This is a genomic window from Luteimonas kalidii, from assembly GCF_029887935.1.
Lineage (GTDB): Bacteria > Pseudomonadota > Gammaproteobacteria > Xanthomonadales > Xanthomonadaceae > Luteimonas > Luteimonas kalidii.
On the sequence record NZ_JARXRO010000018.1, the window covers coordinates 114091 to 128867 of the forward strand.

The 14777-nt window shown below is 71.3% G+C and carries 12 protein-coding genes; 10 read left to right on the forward strand and 2 right to left on the reverse strand.

The window, feature by feature from the left end; all coding sequences use genetic code 11:
• Positions 1 to 3: 3 nt before the first annotated feature.
• Positions 4 to 456, reverse strand: coding sequence for a nucleoside deaminase (locus tag QFW81_RS11490; RefSeq protein WP_280578916.1), 453 nt, complete (start codon positions 454 to 456; stop codon positions 4 to 6).
• A 138-nt stretch (positions 457 to 594) separates the two neighbouring features.
• On the opposite strand from QFW81_RS11490, the gene QFW81_RS11495 reads away from it, so the two are divergent.
• From QFW81_RS11495 to QFW81_RS11515, 5 genes are all read left to right on the forward strand, one after another.
• Positions 595 to 2043, forward strand: a complete 1449-nt coding sequence (locus QFW81_RS11495) for a metallopeptidase domain-containing protein (RefSeq protein ID WP_280578917.1) — start codon at positions 595 to 597, stop codon at positions 2041 to 2043.
• Positions 2044 to 2194: 151 nt separating this feature from the next.
• Positions 2195 to 2953: a bifunctional demethylmenaquinone methyltransferase/2-methoxy-6-polyprenyl-1,4-benzoquinol methylase UbiE gene (gene ubiE / locus QFW81_RS11500; protein WP_280578918.1), complete on the forward strand. Its 759-nt coding sequence runs from the start codon at positions 2195 to 2197 to the stop codon at positions 2951 to 2953.
• A gap of 73 nt (positions 2954 to 3026) precedes the next feature.
• The gene (locus QFW81_RS11505; RefSeq protein ID WP_425604026.1) at positions 3027 to 5090 is read left to right on the forward strand and encodes a M1 family metallopeptidase; all 2064 of its coding nucleotides are present in this window, start codon (positions 3027 to 3029) and stop codon (positions 5088 to 5090) included.
• Between the two features lie 390 nt (positions 5091 to 5480).
• Positions 5481 to 6461 carry a peptidoglycan-binding protein gene (locus tag QFW81_RS11510; RefSeq protein WP_280578919.1) on the forward strand — a complete coding sequence of 327 codons (981 nt, stop codon included), beginning with the start codon at positions 5481 to 5483 and terminating at the stop codon, positions 6459 to 6461.
• A 315-nt stretch (positions 6462 to 6776) separates the two neighbouring features.
• A complete protein-coding gene (locus tag QFW81_RS11515) occupies positions 6777 to 7508 on the forward strand; it encodes a hypothetical protein (protein ID WP_280579415.1) in 732 nt (243 codons plus the stop codon).
• A gap of 109 nt (positions 7509 to 7617) precedes the next feature.
• Here QFW81_RS11515 and QFW81_RS11520 read toward each other — a convergent pair whose 3' ends face one another.
• Complete coding sequence (locus QFW81_RS11520; RefSeq protein WP_280578920.1) at positions 7618 to 8550, reverse strand: carbohydrate kinase family protein; 933 nt, start codon at positions 8548 to 8550, stop codon at positions 7618 to 7620.
• A 199-nt stretch (positions 8551 to 8749) separates the two neighbouring features.
• Between QFW81_RS11520 and QFW81_RS11525 the strand changes: the two genes are divergently transcribed.
• From QFW81_RS11525 to rodA, 5 genes are all read left to right on the forward strand, one after another.
• Complete coding sequence (locus tag QFW81_RS11525; RefSeq protein WP_280578921.1) at positions 8750 to 9793, forward strand: rod shape-determining protein; 1044 nt, start codon at positions 8750 to 8752, stop codon at positions 9791 to 9793.
• 228 nt (positions 9794 to 10021) lie between these two features.
• Positions 10022 to 11062: a rod shape-determining protein MreC gene (mreC, locus tag QFW81_RS11530; protein ID WP_280578922.1), complete on the forward strand. Its 1041-nt coding sequence runs from the start codon at positions 10022 to 10024 to the stop codon at positions 11060 to 11062.
• Positions 11059 to 11541, forward strand: a complete 483-nt coding sequence (gene mreD / locus QFW81_RS11535) for a rod shape-determining protein MreD (RefSeq protein WP_280578923.1) — start codon at positions 11059 to 11061, stop codon at positions 11539 to 11541. Before mreC ends, mreD begins: the two co-directional genes overlap by 4 nt.
• Positions 11541 to 13613, forward strand: a complete 2073-nt coding sequence (gene mrdA, locus QFW81_RS11540) for a penicillin-binding protein 2 (RefSeq protein WP_425604027.1) — start codon at positions 11541 to 11543, stop codon at positions 13611 to 13613. Before mreD ends, mrdA begins: the two co-directional genes overlap by 1 nt.
• Positions 13610 to 14740 (forward strand): rod shape-determining protein RodA, encoded by a 1131-nt coding sequence (rodA, locus tag QFW81_RS11545; RefSeq protein WP_280578924.1) that lies wholly within the window; start codon positions 13610 to 13612, stop codon positions 14738 to 14740. Before mrdA ends, rodA begins: the two co-directional genes overlap by 4 nt.
• The last annotated feature ends 37 nt before the right edge of the window (positions 14741 to 14777 follow it).

Below are 14777 nucleotides of genomic sequence, written 5' to 3' on the forward strand. Positions count from 1 at the left end.
GCCTCAATCCTCGCCGATGTCTTCGTGCCAGACCTCGGGATGGGCGGCGATCCAGTCGCCGAGCATCGTGATGCACTCCTGGTCCTGCAGGTCGATCACGTGGACGCCATGCGCGCGCAGCCAGTCGTGGCCGCCCTGGAAATTCACCGCCTCGCCCATCACCACCGTGCCGATGCCGAACTGGCGCACCAGCCCGCTGCAGTACCAGCAGGGCGAGAGCGTGGTGACCATGATCGTGTCGCGGTAGCGGCGCTGGCGGCCGGCCTTGCGGAAGGCGTCGGTCTCGCCGTGGACGGACGGGTCGCCTTCCTGCACGCGGCGGTTGCGGCCGCGTCCGAGCAGGGTGCCGTCGTTGCGGAACAGCGCCGCGCCGATCGGAATCCCGCCTTCGCCCAGGCCCTGCCGGGCCTCGGCCACGGCGGTGCCCAGCATGGCGCGATAGTCGGGTGTCGTCATCGCGAGGGGCTCCTGTCCGAAACCGTGCACCTTATCGCGGTTTGCGTCCGACCAGGCCGCGATCGCGGCGCCAGGCTTGCCGCCCGGTCGGCGCCCGCCCAGAATCAGGCGAGGCGCGCCGTGCGCCGGGGAAACGACATGCGAAACCGGACCGGACGCGCGATCGTGGCGTTGGCCGCGCTGCTGGCCGGCGCGAACGTGCAGGCGCAGGTGGTGCAGGGCGGACTCGAACTGCGCTGGGGCGATCCGGCGCCGGCGCAGCGGAAGCCCGCGTCGAAGTTCGAGGCGGCGCTGGTGCTCGACGGTGGCGCGCGCCTGGCACTGGATCCCGACCAGGCGCGACGCGGTGCGGGCGACCTGTACGCGCTGGCCAACCGGCGCGTCGCGGTGCAGTTCTCCGCCGCCAAGTCCGCGGGTGGGCGACGCATGATCGAGGCCATCGTTCCCGCCGACGACCCTGCGCCCATGCGGGCGCACGGACTGGCCGGCAAGGCCGATGGCGTGGCCAAGGCGACGCTCGGCTCCACGCGCTGGATCACCGTGGCCTGCCGTTTCGGCGACATCGCCGAGGAGCAGAAGCCGCTCGCGTTCTTCCGCAGCCAGTACGGCGAAGCCGCCGGCGAACTGGGACACTACTGGCGCGAGGTCTCGTACGGCAAGATCGATCTGGCCGGCAGCGACGCGAAGGGCTGGTATGCGCTGCCGCAGCCGCGCTCGCACTACGTCACCGGCCCGGAGGACGACGAGAAGGCCGACCTGACGGCGCTGTTCAACGACTGCACCGCCGCCGCGGATGCGGACGTCGATTTCAGTCAGGTCTTGGGCATCAACCTGATGTTCAACGGCGACCTGGACGGATTCGCCTGGGGCGGCGGGCGCTGCGCCACGCTCGACGGCGCCAATCGCTGCTGGTCGACCACCTGGAACCCGCCGTGGTCGTTCAACAACCTGGCCCCGCTCGCGCACGAGATGGGACATGGCTACGGCCTGCCGCATTCCGACAACTCCGACGGCGACGACGACACCTACGACAATCCCTGGGACGTGATGAGCGACAGCTGGTCCAACGCGGTGCGCGACGGCACCTATGGCAGCCGGCCCAAGCACATCAACATCGTGCAGCGCGACCGCCTGGGCTGGATCGATGCCCCGCGCAAGCGCACGATCGCCAGCGGCTCGGCGCGCACGCGGGTCACGCTCGACTACGCCAGCCTGTCGGGCGCCGGCAACGTGCAGCTGCTCCTGCTGCAGACGCCGGCCTCGCCAGACCCGTACCGCGGCACCTGGTACACGCTCGAGGCGCGGCGGCCGGTGGGCGACTACGAAGGCGCGCTGGCGGGCGAGGCGGTGATCGTGCACCGCGTGGGCCCCAACTACAGTCAGGAGGCCGAGAGCCAGGACGCGGACGTGCCGCCGGCGAACACGGCCAACAACGAAGGCTCGATGTTCAAGGTCGGCGAGGTATGGATCTCGCCCGACGGGCTGTTCACCGTCTACGTGGAATCGAAGACCGCGACCGGGTTCGTCGTGGTGGTTGACCCCAAGCAACGGTTGACCGGCGGCCGGGGCGTGCGACGTCGCCGCTGAGCCCTGCATGCCCCTCGGCATGGCTGGCGAGCGCGCCCCACGCGGACCGTTCCGGGCCGCCGCGCCCACGAGGGATCGCTGTCTCCGGCGGGCTGCCACGGCGTCGCTGCGCTGACGCCCCCGGCACGCGTGCCGGTGCGATAATCGCGCCATGAGCGCATCCGACGAGTCCGGCACCACCCACTTCGGCTACCGCGAAGTGCCGCGTGGCCAGAAGCAGAAGCTGGTGGGCGAGGTGTTCTCCTCGGTCGCCGGCCGCTACGACCTGATGAACGACCTGATGAGCCTGGGCATCCATCGGGTCTGGAAGCGCTATTTCGTCGCCACCGCGCAGGTGAAGCGAGGCGACCGGGTGCTCGACCTCGCCGGTGGCACCGGGGACATCGCCGCGCTGCTGCGTGACCGGGTCGGCGAATCGGGCGAACTGGTGCTGGGCGACATCAACGGGCAGATGCTGCGCGTGGGCCGCGACCGCATGACCGACCGCGGCCAGGTGCGCGGCTTCCGCTACGTGCAGTGCAACGCCGAGACGCTCCCGTTCCCCGATGCCAGCTTCGATCTGGTCACGATCGGGTTCGGCCTGCGCAACGTCACCGACAAGGACGCGGCGCTGCGCGAGATGCTGCGCGTGCTCAAGGTGGGCGGGCAGGCGCGGGTGCTGGAGTTTTCCGAGGTCAGGGCCGACTGGTTCAAGCCGCTGTACGACTTCCATTCGTTCAACGTGCTGCCGCGGCTGGGCCGGCTGTTTGCCGGCGACGCCGACAGCTACCGCTATCTGGCCGAGTCGATCCGGCGCCATCCGGCGCAGGACGAACTGCGGACGATGATGGAGGCGGCCGGCTTCGCGCGCGCCCGCTACCGCAACCTGTCGGGCGGCATCGTCGCGATCCACGACGGTTGGAAGGCCTGATCCGCGCGCGCCGGAGTCGACGGTTGCAGGCGGTACAATCGCGGTCCCGTTCCCGCACAGGCTGCCCCCGGCCATGCCAGACCGCACCACGCGCGCGTCGCGCCCGTTGTCCGCCGCCCGTTCCTTCGCCCTCGTGCTTCTCACCGGCGTGATCGCCGTCGCCGGCTGCGCGCGCGAGAGCGGTGAACCCACCGCCGCCCCCAGGCCCGCGCCGGAGCCCGCCGCCATGGTCGATGCCGACGAACATTCCTTCGCGCAGCCGGGCAAGGTCGCGATCGATGACCTGGCACTGGACCTGGCGCTGGACTTCGACGCCCGCACGCTGGCGGGCACCGCGACCTACACGCTGCAGTGGAAGGACGATGCCGCCACCCGGCTGGTGCTGGACACGCGCGAGCTGACCGTCGAGCGCGTCGAGGGCCAGGCCGGGGACGCCTGGCAGCCGCTCGAGTTCTCGCTGGCCGAAGCGGACCCGGTGCTGGGCCGCAAGCTCGTCATCGAAACCCCGCAGCGCAACGCGAAGGTGCGCGTCACCTATCGCACCGCGCCCGGCGCCTCCGGCCTGCAGTGGCTGACGCCGGAGATGACCGAAGGCAAGCAACTGCCCTTCATGTTCAGCCAGTCGCAGCAGATCCACGCGCGCAGCTGGGTGCCGCTGCAGGACACGCCGCAGGTGCGCTACACCTACAGCGCTCGCGTGCGCACGCGCCCCGACGTGATGGTGCTGATGAGCGCCGACAATGATCCGCAGGCCGCGCGCGACGGCGACTACGCGTTCTCGATGCCGCAGCGCATCCCGTCCTACCTGATGGCCATCGCCGCCGGCGACCTGGTGTTCAAGCCGATCTCCGCGCGCTCGGGCGTGTGGGCCGAGCCGTCGATGGTGGACCGCGCGGTGGCCGAGTTCGCCGACACCGAGAAGATGATCGCCGCCACCGAAGCGCTGTACGGTCCCTATCGCTGGGAGCGCTACGACCTGCTGGTGCTGCCCCCGTCGTTCCCGTTCGGCGGCATGGAGAATCCGCGCCTGTCGTTCATCACCCCGACCGTGATCGTGGGCGACAAGTCGCTGGTCTCGCTGATCGCGCACGAACTGGCGCACAGCTGGTCGGGCAACCTGGTGACCTTCTCCAGCGCCCGCCACGGCTGGCTCAACGAGGGCATGACCAGCTACGTCGAGAACCGCATCGTCGAGTCGCTGTACGGCGAGGAGTTCAGCGACATGGAATGGGTGATCGCGCGCGATGCGCTGAAGCGCGACATCGTCGACATGCCCGAGGCCACCCAGGCGCTGGCGATCCGGCCCGGGACCCCGGTCGACGCCGACGATGCGCTCAGCCAGGTCTCGTACGACAAGGGCGCGTGGTTCCTGCAGTTCCTCGAGGAGCGCTTCGGACGCGAGGTGTTCGATCCGTTCCTGCGCGGCTATTTCGACCATTTCGCGTTCCAGAGCATCCCCACCGAGACCTTCCTGGCCTACGCGAAGGAGCACCTGTTCGATCCGAATCCCGGCAAGGTCACCGATGCCGAGATCGAACAGTGGATCTACGGCGCGGGCATCCCGGCCGACGCGCCGCAGGTGCTGTCGCCGCGGCTGGGCATCGTCGATTCGGCGCGCCTGGGCTGGCGCGGCAGCAAGCAGCTGCCGCCGACCTCGATCACCGGCCCATGGACCACGCAGGAGTGGCTGCACTTCCTCGAAGGCATGCCGGAGACGCTGCCGGTCGAAGACCTCGCGCAGCTCGACACCGCCTATGCCTTCACCGGCACCGCCAACGGCGAGATCGCGATGCGCTGGTATCCGCTGGCGATCCGCAGCGGCTACACGCCGGCGATGGAGGCCGCGGCCGCCTTCATCGAGCGCATCGGGCGGCGCAAGCTGATCATTCCGGTCTACGAGGCGCTCGTGACCACCGAGCCGGGGCTGGCGCTGGCGCGTGCCAGCTTCGAGCGGGCGCGCCCGGGGTACCACCCGATCACCACCGCCTCGGTGGAGAAGGTGATCGCCGAGGCGAAGTCGGCACCTGCACCGGCCACTGCGCCGGATGCGGAACCGGCGCCCGGGGACGCGGCGGACAGCGCCACAGGCGACGCCCCGACGATGCCCACGGATCCGGCGTCGCCACCGGCCGGCTGACCCGGGTCGCCGCGGATCCGGCCTGCACCGGCGCGCATGCAGCGTCCCGTCGCGACGACCGGTCATTGCGGGCGCAGTCGGCGCGTTGTTGCCGTCACGCTGGTCAGGGAGCCGCGCACCGCGCATCCACCCGATCGCGGGATCCCGGCGCGCAGAAGGCAGGTCACCGGCGTTGCAGCCGGCCCCGCACGCGGTGACGCGCGTCGCAGACAGGCTGTTGCGCGAGCGCTGTCGGCGCGCATTCGCGGACGCCGATGCGCCGGGCGTATTGCCCATGTGACCGCTGCACACTCGGGTCGACCCCAGCCCGGGTCGTACCGGGGTGGGCATCGACGGCGTTTGCGGGAACCCTAGGCGCACGAACCGCCGTCGCCTGACAAGGAGTCCCGCATGACGCTGAGCAGCGTGTCCAACGACACCAGCCCCGGCCTGTCGAACACCCCGCCGCCGGAATCCCGCGACACCTGGACGGTGCGTCAGGACCAGACCCTGTCCACCATCGCGCGCGACCACCAGGTCACGCTGCAGGCGATGCGCGAGGCCAATCCCCAGGTGCTCAACCCGGACGTCATCCACGTCGGCCAGCAACTGAATCTGCCGGCGGGTGCGGTACCGCCGCCGGGCGCGTTCGTGGACCCGGCCGGGCCGACGCCCACGCTTGAACTCCGGGACCGTGGACCTGTGGTGTCGCAGCTGCAGGATGGCCTGGCGGCCGCGGGCTTCTCGCCGGGGACGGTGGACGGCATCTTCGGCCCGCTCACCGATCAGGCGGTGCGCGGCTTCCAGGCCTCGCGCGACCTCGAGGTGGACGGCATCGTCGGGCGCGAGACCTGGGGCGCGCTCGGCCGCAGCGCTGCCGCCGAACCGACGCAGCCCACGGTGCCGGTCGTCGGCGGCGACGTGGTTCCCACGGGTGATGCCGTCAGCGATCGCCGCATCGCCGGGCTGCATCCGGACATGCGTGCGGTCGCCTCGCAGTTCGTCGCCCGCGTCGAGCAGGAGCTGGGCATCCAGCTGCGCGTCACCGACGGGATGCGCACCTTCGCCGAACAGGATGCGCTGTACGCGCAGGGGCGCAACGGCAATCCGGGCCAGATCGTCACCAACGCCCGTGGCGGGCAGAGCTACCACAACTACGGCGTCGCCTTCGATGTGGCCGAGCTGCGGCCGAGCGGGGCGGTAACGTGGGAAACGGACTGGGAGGCCATTGGCCGTGTCGGCGAATCGATGGGCCTGGAATGGGGCGGGCGCTGGACTGGCCTGGTGGATCGGCCGCATTTCCAGCTCGACACGGGCATGACCACCGGCCAGCTGCGTGAACGCGTCAACGGCGGCGACATGCGCGCCGACGGATTCGTCAATCTCGATTGAGGCAGGGGCGGGGCTGCGGACGTATGGGCCGTCCACGCTGCGGTGCGCATGGAACGGCGCGTGAGGCGGCCCGCGGTCGCGCGGCCTGGTAATGCACCAGACGCTTGCGAAGCTGCGGCTCTCATGCTCCCGCCATCCCGGTATCTCTAAGGAAGCTGGCTGCATCTGTCGAAAGGCGGAATTCGCCGCCGTGCGCCGGGTCCTGCAGGGTTGCGGCAGAACCGCCGCGCGGACCACACTTCGGGCATCGCCATCGCGCGCACCGCGCGGGCCCGAAACAAGGATTCCGCCATGACCCTGGATTCCGCCATGACCCTGCGCCCACTCGCCGCCGTCGCACTGACCTGTGTCCTCGTCCTCCTGTCCGGCTGCAAGGACCGCGAAGCCGAGGCGGCGGCGCAGGCCGAGGCGCTCGCGGCCGCCAACGAACAGGCCGCGGCCGAAGCCGAGCGCGCGTTCGACGCCGCCGTGGCCGACGGCAACTGGGCGCTGGCCAAGGCGCAGGGCGACATCCTGTTCGCGAAGTGGCCCGGCACCGAGGCGGCCGACCGCGTGCGCCCCCGCTACGACGAGGCGAAATCCAAGGGCGAAGCCGAGAACAACGCGCGCCGGGTCGCGGCACTGTGGACCTACCAGACCCAGCCGGTGAAAGGCGGCAACCAGGTGTCGGCGGCGATCTACGGGCGCGAGCCGGTGGACGTCGATGGCAGCGGCGCCAAGCCGGTGCGCCTGATCTTCCGCGACCACCCCGATTGGGGCCGCAGCGCCTACCTGGTGCTGCCCGGCGGCGATTTCGCCAGGCGTTGCTACGGCAGCTGCCGCGTCACCGTGACCGTGGACGACCAGCCGCCGAAGCAGATGGCCGCCAACCGGCCGGACACCGACGAGGCCATCGCCATGTTCATCGACGACGAGAAGGCGCTGTGGCGCCTGACCCGCGACGCGGACAGTATCCGCATCGCGTTCCCGACCCGCGACGTGGGCGAGAAGACGGTCGAGTTCGAGGTCGCCGGCCTGGACCGCGCGAAGATGCCGGGCTGGGATTGATCGAGCGGACGATTCCACGGCCCATCGCGTCGGCGTGTTGCGTGTTGTCGGGACGCGTTGGGCATGACGCTGCCCAGGGCGTGGAGGTTTCCTGCGGGGCGGTAACCGCCTACAGCGCGTAGCCGAACTGCTGCCGGAACTGTTCGCTGAATTCGGCGTAGTCGAAGCGCTGGTTCTGCGTGCCCGGGTGCTCCACCTTCAGTGCGCCCATCAGGTTGCCGATGCGGCCGATGGTCATCCAGTCGCAGCCCTTCTCGATGCCGAAGATCAGGCCGGCGCGGAACGCGTCGCCGCAGCCGGTGGGATCGGTGATGCGGCGCTCGTGCGCCGGCGGCACGGTGTAGGTCTTGCCGGGCGTGTGGATCAGCGCACCCTTCGGGCCCTGGGTGGTGATGTAGGCCTTGACCCGCTGCACGATGTCGGCCTCGCTCCAGCCGGTGCGCTCCTGCAGCAGGTTGGATTCGTAGTCGTTGACCGTCACGTAGTCGGCCTGCTCGATGAAGGCGCGCAGCTCGGCGCCGTTGAACAGCGGCATCGCCTGGCCGGGATCGAAGATGAAGGGGATGCCGCCTTCGGCGAATTCCGTCGCGTTCTGCAGCATGCCCTCGTAGCCGTCGGGGCTGACGATGCCGATGGTGACGCCCGGGACGTCGCGCACGTGGTTCTCGTAGCTGCGCATCATCGCGCCCGGATGGAAGGCGGTGATCTGGTTGTTGTCGTGGTCGGTGGTGATGAAGGCCTGCGGGGTGAACAGCTCGTCGATCACCTTGACCCGGTCGAGCGTGATCCCGTGTTCCTCGAACCACTCGCGGTAGGGGCCGAAGTCCTGGCCGACAGTGGCCATCGGGATCGGGTCGCCGCCCAGCAGCTTGAGGTTGTAGGCGATGTTGCCGGCGCATCCGCCGAACTCGCGGCGCATCCTGGGCACCAGGAACGAGACGTTGAGGATGTGCACCTTGTCCGGGAGGATGTGGTTCTTGAACTGGTCGGGGAACACCATGATGGTGTCGTAGGCCAGGGAACCGCAGATCAGGGCGGACATCGGGCGTCTCGGCAACGGAAAAGGCCGGCTAGGGTAGCCGGGAGGCCCCCGGGAGGCCAGCGGCGGCGGGCGTCGCCGAGGCGATCCACCTGAGCGTGCCGATGGGCCCGGTCCGGGCACCCGGCGGGCCGCCCGAATGCGCTTTTTTGCTAGGCTAGTCGCTTCGCGTACGCGCTCCCCCGATGGACCCCGGCCCCCGATGTTCAAGAAGTTCCGCGGCATGTTCTCCAACGACCTGTCCATCGACCTGGGCACGGCCAATACCCTCATCTTCGTCCGCGGGCAGGGAATCGTGCTGAACGAGCCGTCGGTGGTGGCAGTGCGCCAGGATCGCAGCGGCGGGCAGAAGGCGGTGGCGGCGGTGGGCAGCGAGGCCAAGATGATGCTCGGCCGCACCCCGGGCAACATCACCACCCACCGGCCGATGAAGGACGGCGTGATCGCCGACTTCACCTACACCGAGGAGATGCTCAAGCACTTCATCCGCAAGGTGCACAAGAGCCGCTTCCTGCGGCCCAGCCCGCGGGTGCTGATCTGCGTCCCCTGCGGCTCGACCCAGGTGGAGAAGCGCGCGATCAAGGATTCGGCCCTGGAGGCCGGCGCGCGCGACGTCTCGCTGATCGAGGAGCCGATGGCGGCGGCGATCGGCGCCGGCATGCCGGTCACCGAGGCGCGCGGTTCGATGGTGGTGGACATCGGCGGCGGCACCACCGAAGTGGCGGTGATCGCGCTCAACGGCATCGTCTATTCGCAGTCGGCGCGCATCGGCGGCGACCGCTTCGACGAGTCGATCATCAACTACGTGCGCCGCAACCACGGCATGCTGATCGGCGAGACCACCGCCGAGCGGATCAAGATCGAGCTGGGCTGCGCCTACCCGCAGGAAAAGCCGCTGTCGATGGAGATCTCCGGCCGCCACCTGGCCGAGGGCGTGCCGAAGATGGTCACCATCACCTCCAGCGAAGTGCTCGACGCCCTGCGCGAGCCGCTGTCGGGCATCGTCGCCGCCGTGCGCCAGGCGCTGGAGCAGACCCCGCCGGAGCTGTGCGCCGACGTCGCCGAGCGCGGCATCGTGCTCACCGGCGGCGGCGCGCTGCTGCGCGACCTGGACCGCCTGCTGAGCGAGGAAACCGGCCTGCACGTGCAGGTCGCCGAGGACCCGCTGACCTGCGTGGCGCGCGGCGGCGGGCGCGCGCTGGAGCTGCTGGACCTGCACGGGAACGAATTCTTCGCGTCCGAGTGATGGCGCGCGCAGGCAGGCACGGCGCGACGGCGACCGGGCGGCATGTCGCGGCAGGGCCGGCCAGCGGCGGGTCGCTGCGGTGCGGTCGCGCGGCGACGCCCACCTCCGGAGCGGCCGGCACTGGCGCCCGCCGCGTTCCCGCCTGCATGCGCGATGGCACCGGCGCCCGCGCGGTAGCGACCTTCGCGCCGGATCCCGACCCCCGACCCTCGATGCCCGGCTGCTGACGTGTCCTCTTTCGCCAATCCAGCCGCCCCCCGCCCCGGCGACGTCGCCGGAACGCTGCGGCTGCTGGCGTATCTGGCGCTGTCGGTGGTGCTGATGGTGCTCGACCACCGCGGCGGATGGCTCAGGCAGGCGCGCGCGACCGCCAGCATCGCGGCGCAGCCGCTGTGGCAGGTCGCCGGCCTGCCCGCGCGGCTGGGGCAGACCATGCGTGAGGACGCGGTGACCCGTTCGATGCTCGCCGACGACAACCGCCGGCTGCGCAACGAGCTGCTGGTGATGGGCGCGCGCCAGGCGCGGCTGCAGGTGGAGGCGGACGAGAACGCACGCCTGCGCGGGCTGCTCGGCGCCGCCGCGCGCGGCGGGCTGGATGTCCGGCTCGCGCCGATCCTCGACGTCGACCTCGACCCCGCGCGCCAGCGGCTGCTGCTCAACGCCGGCGCGCGCGACGGCGTGCGCCAGGGCCAGAGCGTGATCGATGCCGGCGGCCTGCTCGGGCAGATCATCGCCGTCACCCCCGGCACCGCGACCGTGCTGCTGCTCACCGACCTCGACCACGCGGTCCCGGTCTCGATCTCCCGCACCGGCGTGCGCCTGGTCGCCTACGGCATCGGCCGCAGCGACCGGCTCGAGCTGCGCAACATCCCGACCTCCAGCGACGTGGAGATCGGCGACGTGCTGGTGACCTCGGGCCTCGGCGGGCGTTTCCCGCCCGGGTTCCCCGTCGGGCGGGTCGTGGCGCTGCGGCCCGACGACAGCCATGCCTTCCTGATCGGGGAGCTGGCGCCCTCGGCCCAGCTCGACCGTGGCCGCGACGTGCTGCTGCTGCACGAACAGCCGCGGGCAGCGCTGCCCCTCCCGTCCGCCGCGGACTCCGTCCGCGCAGCGGGAACCGGAGACGGCGCCACGCCGGAACATGCGGCAGGACCGGGTGCGTCGGCGGGAGCTGTCCCCGCCGGGGAGGGGCCTGCGACGCAGGCGCCCGCGGCCACCGCGCCGCCCGCATCGGCCACGGCCCGTCCCGCGCCGGAGCGCGCGCCATGAACCGCCGCGGCCGGCTCTGGCTGCTGCCGGTCAGCGTGCTGGTCGCGCTGCTGCTCGGCCTGCTGCCGCTGCCCCCGGCGGTGCAGGGCCTGCGGCCATACTGGCTGGCGCTGGTGGTGGCGTACTGGGTGATCGAGGAGCCCGACCGGGCCGGACTCGGTTTCGCCTTCCTGGCGGGGCTGCTCGCCGACCTCGTGTCCGGCGCGCTGCTCGGCGAGCAGGCGCTGCGGCTGGTGGTCATGGCCTTCATCCTGCAGCGGTTCCGCGCCCAGCTGCGGTTCTTCCCGCTGGCGCAGCAGGCGCTCGCGATCGGCGGCCTGCTGCTCAACGACCGCGTGGTCGCCGCCGCCATCCACCTGCTGCTCGGCCTGCCGCAGCTGCCCTGGCCGTACTGGCTGGCGCCGCTGCTGGGCATGCTGCTGTGGGCACCGCTGTTCCTGCTGTTCGACGCGTTCCGGCAGGGGCGGAGGTCGCGCTGATGCGCGCGCGTCGCCAGCGGATCCGCAACGCCTCAGCCGAAGCCGCCCAGTTCCGCCTGCGTGCCTTCGTGGGTTTCGTGCTGGTCGCGCTCGCGCTCGCAGGGCTGTCGGCCTGGTACTTCCGGCTGCAGGTTCTCGAGCACGACGAGTACGCGCGCCAGTCCGAGGCCAACCGCATCAAGCCGCGACCGGTGGTGCCGGCGCGGGGCCTGATCTACGACCGCAAGGGCCGGCTGCTGGCCGACAACGTGCCGGCCTACCGCATCGACGTGACGCCCGAGGACGCGGGCGACATCCCGCGGATGCTCGCGGCGCTGTCGCAGGTGGTGGCGCTGTCGCCGGAGGAGATCGCGCGCTTCGAGGCCACGCGCAAGGCCACGCGCAGTTTCCGCGCGATCACGCTCAAGCAGCGCCTGAGCGACGAGGAGGTGGCCCGGTTCGCGGTCGACCGCTGGCGCTTCCCGGGGGTCGAGGTCGTGGCCTACCTCAACCGCCGTTACCTGCATGGCGACCTGCTCGCGCACGTCATCGGCTACGTCGGGCGCACCGACGAGAGCGACGTCGAGCGCTACGGGCCGGACCAGGTGCTGTTTCCGCACACCGGCCGCACCGGCATCGAGCGCTACTACGACGTCCAGCTGCGCGGACGCATCGGCTACGAGCAGGTGGAGACCAACGTCGAGGGCCGCGCCCTGCGCAGCATCGGCATGGTGCCCGCGCAGGCCGGCACCGACCTGCGGCTGGGGATCGACCTGGAACTGCAGCGGGCGATGGTGATGGCGTTCGGCGAGCAGACCGGGTCGGCGATCGCGATGGACCCGGGCAGCGGCGAGATCCTGGCGATGGTCAGCCTGCCCAGCTTCGACGCGAACCTGTTCGTCAACGGCATCTCGAGTGCGGACTACCGGCGGCTGATGGACGACCCGTCGCGGCCGCTGTTCAACCGGCTGGTGCTCGGCGGCGTGGCGCCGGGCTCCACGCTCAAGCCGCTGATCGCGCTCGCGGGCCTCGACAGCGGCCTGCGCACGCCGGAGGACCGCGTGCTGTCCACCGGCATGTTCTACCTGCCGGGCACGCGCCGCGGCTGGGGCGATGCCAGCCGCGGTGGCCACGGCTGGACCGACCTGCGCAAGTCGATCTCGGCCTCGGTCAACACCTACTACTACCGGCTCGCGCTCGACCTGGGCATCGAGCGCTTCGACCAGTACATGGCGCACTACGGCTTCGGATCGCCGACCGGGATCGATCTGGCCGGGGAGATCGGCGGCATCCTGCCGTCCCCGGCGACCAAGCTGGCCGCGCGCAGCGAGCGCTGGTACCCGGGCGACACGGTCAACGTGGCCATCGGCCAGGGCGACTGGAAGGTGACCGCGCTGCAGCTGGTGCGCGCGACCGCCGGCCTGGCGGAGGGCTCGCTGCGGCGGCCGCACCTGGTGGCGCAGACGCGTTCGGGGTTCGAGGCGCCCTGGGCCGCCCTGCCCCAGCCCGCGCCGGTCCCGGTCAGTCCGAATCCGGCCAACGTCGACGTGGTCCGGCTGGGCATGGCCGACACCATGCAGCCCGGCGGCACCGGCTGGCGCGTCGCGGTCGGGGCGCCGTACACGATGGCCGGCAAGACCGGCACGGCCCAAGTCATCAGCCGGCGCGGCACGGCTGCGGTCGATCCGCGCAGCCTGCCCATGCACCTGCGCCACCGCGCGCTGTTCATCGGCTTCGCGCCGGTGGAGGCGCCGACCATCGCGGTGGCGATCGCGGTCGAGGGGGGTGGCTACGGCGGCAGCGCGGCCGCACCGATCGCGCGCAAGATCTTCGACGCCTGGCTGCTGGGCAAGATGCCGGTGCCGGAGGGGCAGGACGGTGTGGCGCCACCCGATTTCGGCAACGTCGTCACGGGCTCCGGTCCACACACGCCGGCGGCCCAGGCCGACGTCGGGCCGCTTGTCCCGGCCGGTCCCGGCAACGTGCCCGCGCAGGCGCGTCCTGTCGGCGACGCAGGCGCCGGGACATCGGCCCCGGCGCGCCCGGACCCGCCGGCCCCTGCAGGCCGGGGCTCCGGAGGACGCATGCCATGAACACCATCCTGCGCTGGCTGTTCGACCTGTTCGCGCGCTTCACACGCACGCTCGACTGGCCGCTGCTGGCCGCGCTGCTGGCGCTGATGGGCATCGGTCTGGCCGTGTTGCACAGCGCCGGCGGGCAGAATGTCGCGCTGGTGCAGTCGCAGGGCGCGCGCTACGTGGTCGGGCTGGGCGCGATGTGGCTGCTGTCGCGGATTCCGCCGCCGCCGCTGCGGCGCGCCACCCCGGTGGTCTACGGCCTGTCGCTGCTGCCGCTGCTGGCGGTGCTGTTCATCGGGACCGGCCGCAGCGGCGCGCACTGGATCGACCTGGGCGTGTTCTATTTCCAGCCGGCCGAGCTGATGAAGCTGAGCCTGCCGATGATGGCGGCCTGGGCGCTGAGCCGGGCGCCCTTGCCGCCGCGTTTCGCCACGGTGCTGGGGGCGGCCGCGATCGTCGCCGTGCCCACCGGGCTGATCCTGCTGCAGCCCGATTTCGGCACCGCGATGCTGGTCGCGGCCAGCGGCGTGTTCGCACTGTACCTTTCGGGCCTGTCCTGGGGCTGGTTCATCGCCGCCGGCGTGGGCGCGGCGGGGGCGGCAGGCCTGGCGCTGTTCGCACCGATTGCGTGGTTCTCGTTCCTGCGTCCGTACCAGCAGGACCGCATCCTGACCTTCCGCGATCCGGAGAACGATCCACTCGGTGCGGGCTGGAACATCATCCAGTCCAAGATCGCGATCGGCTCGGGCGGCATGACCGGCCAGGGCTGGGGCGAGGGCACCCAGTCGCACCTGGACTACGTGCCCGAACACACCACCGACTTCATCTTCGCCGTGCTGGCCGAGGAATTCGGCTGGATCGGCGTGGCCACGGTGCTGGCGCTGTACGCGTTCGTCATCGGTCGCTGCCTGTGGATCGCGGCCGAGGCGCGCGATGCCTATGCGCGCATCCTCGCCGGCAGCCTCGGCCTGGCGCTGTTCGTGTACGTGCTGGTGAACGGCGGGATGATTTCCGGCCTGCTGCCGGTGGTGGGCGTGCCGATGCCGCTGCTGAGCTTCGGCGGCACGGCGGCGGTGTCGCTGCTGGCGGGGCTGGGCGTGGTGATGTCGGTCGGCGCGCACGCGCAGGGCAAGAAGCGCTGACGCGAGCGCGCAGGCGAAGCGATCGTCGAGCGAGTTG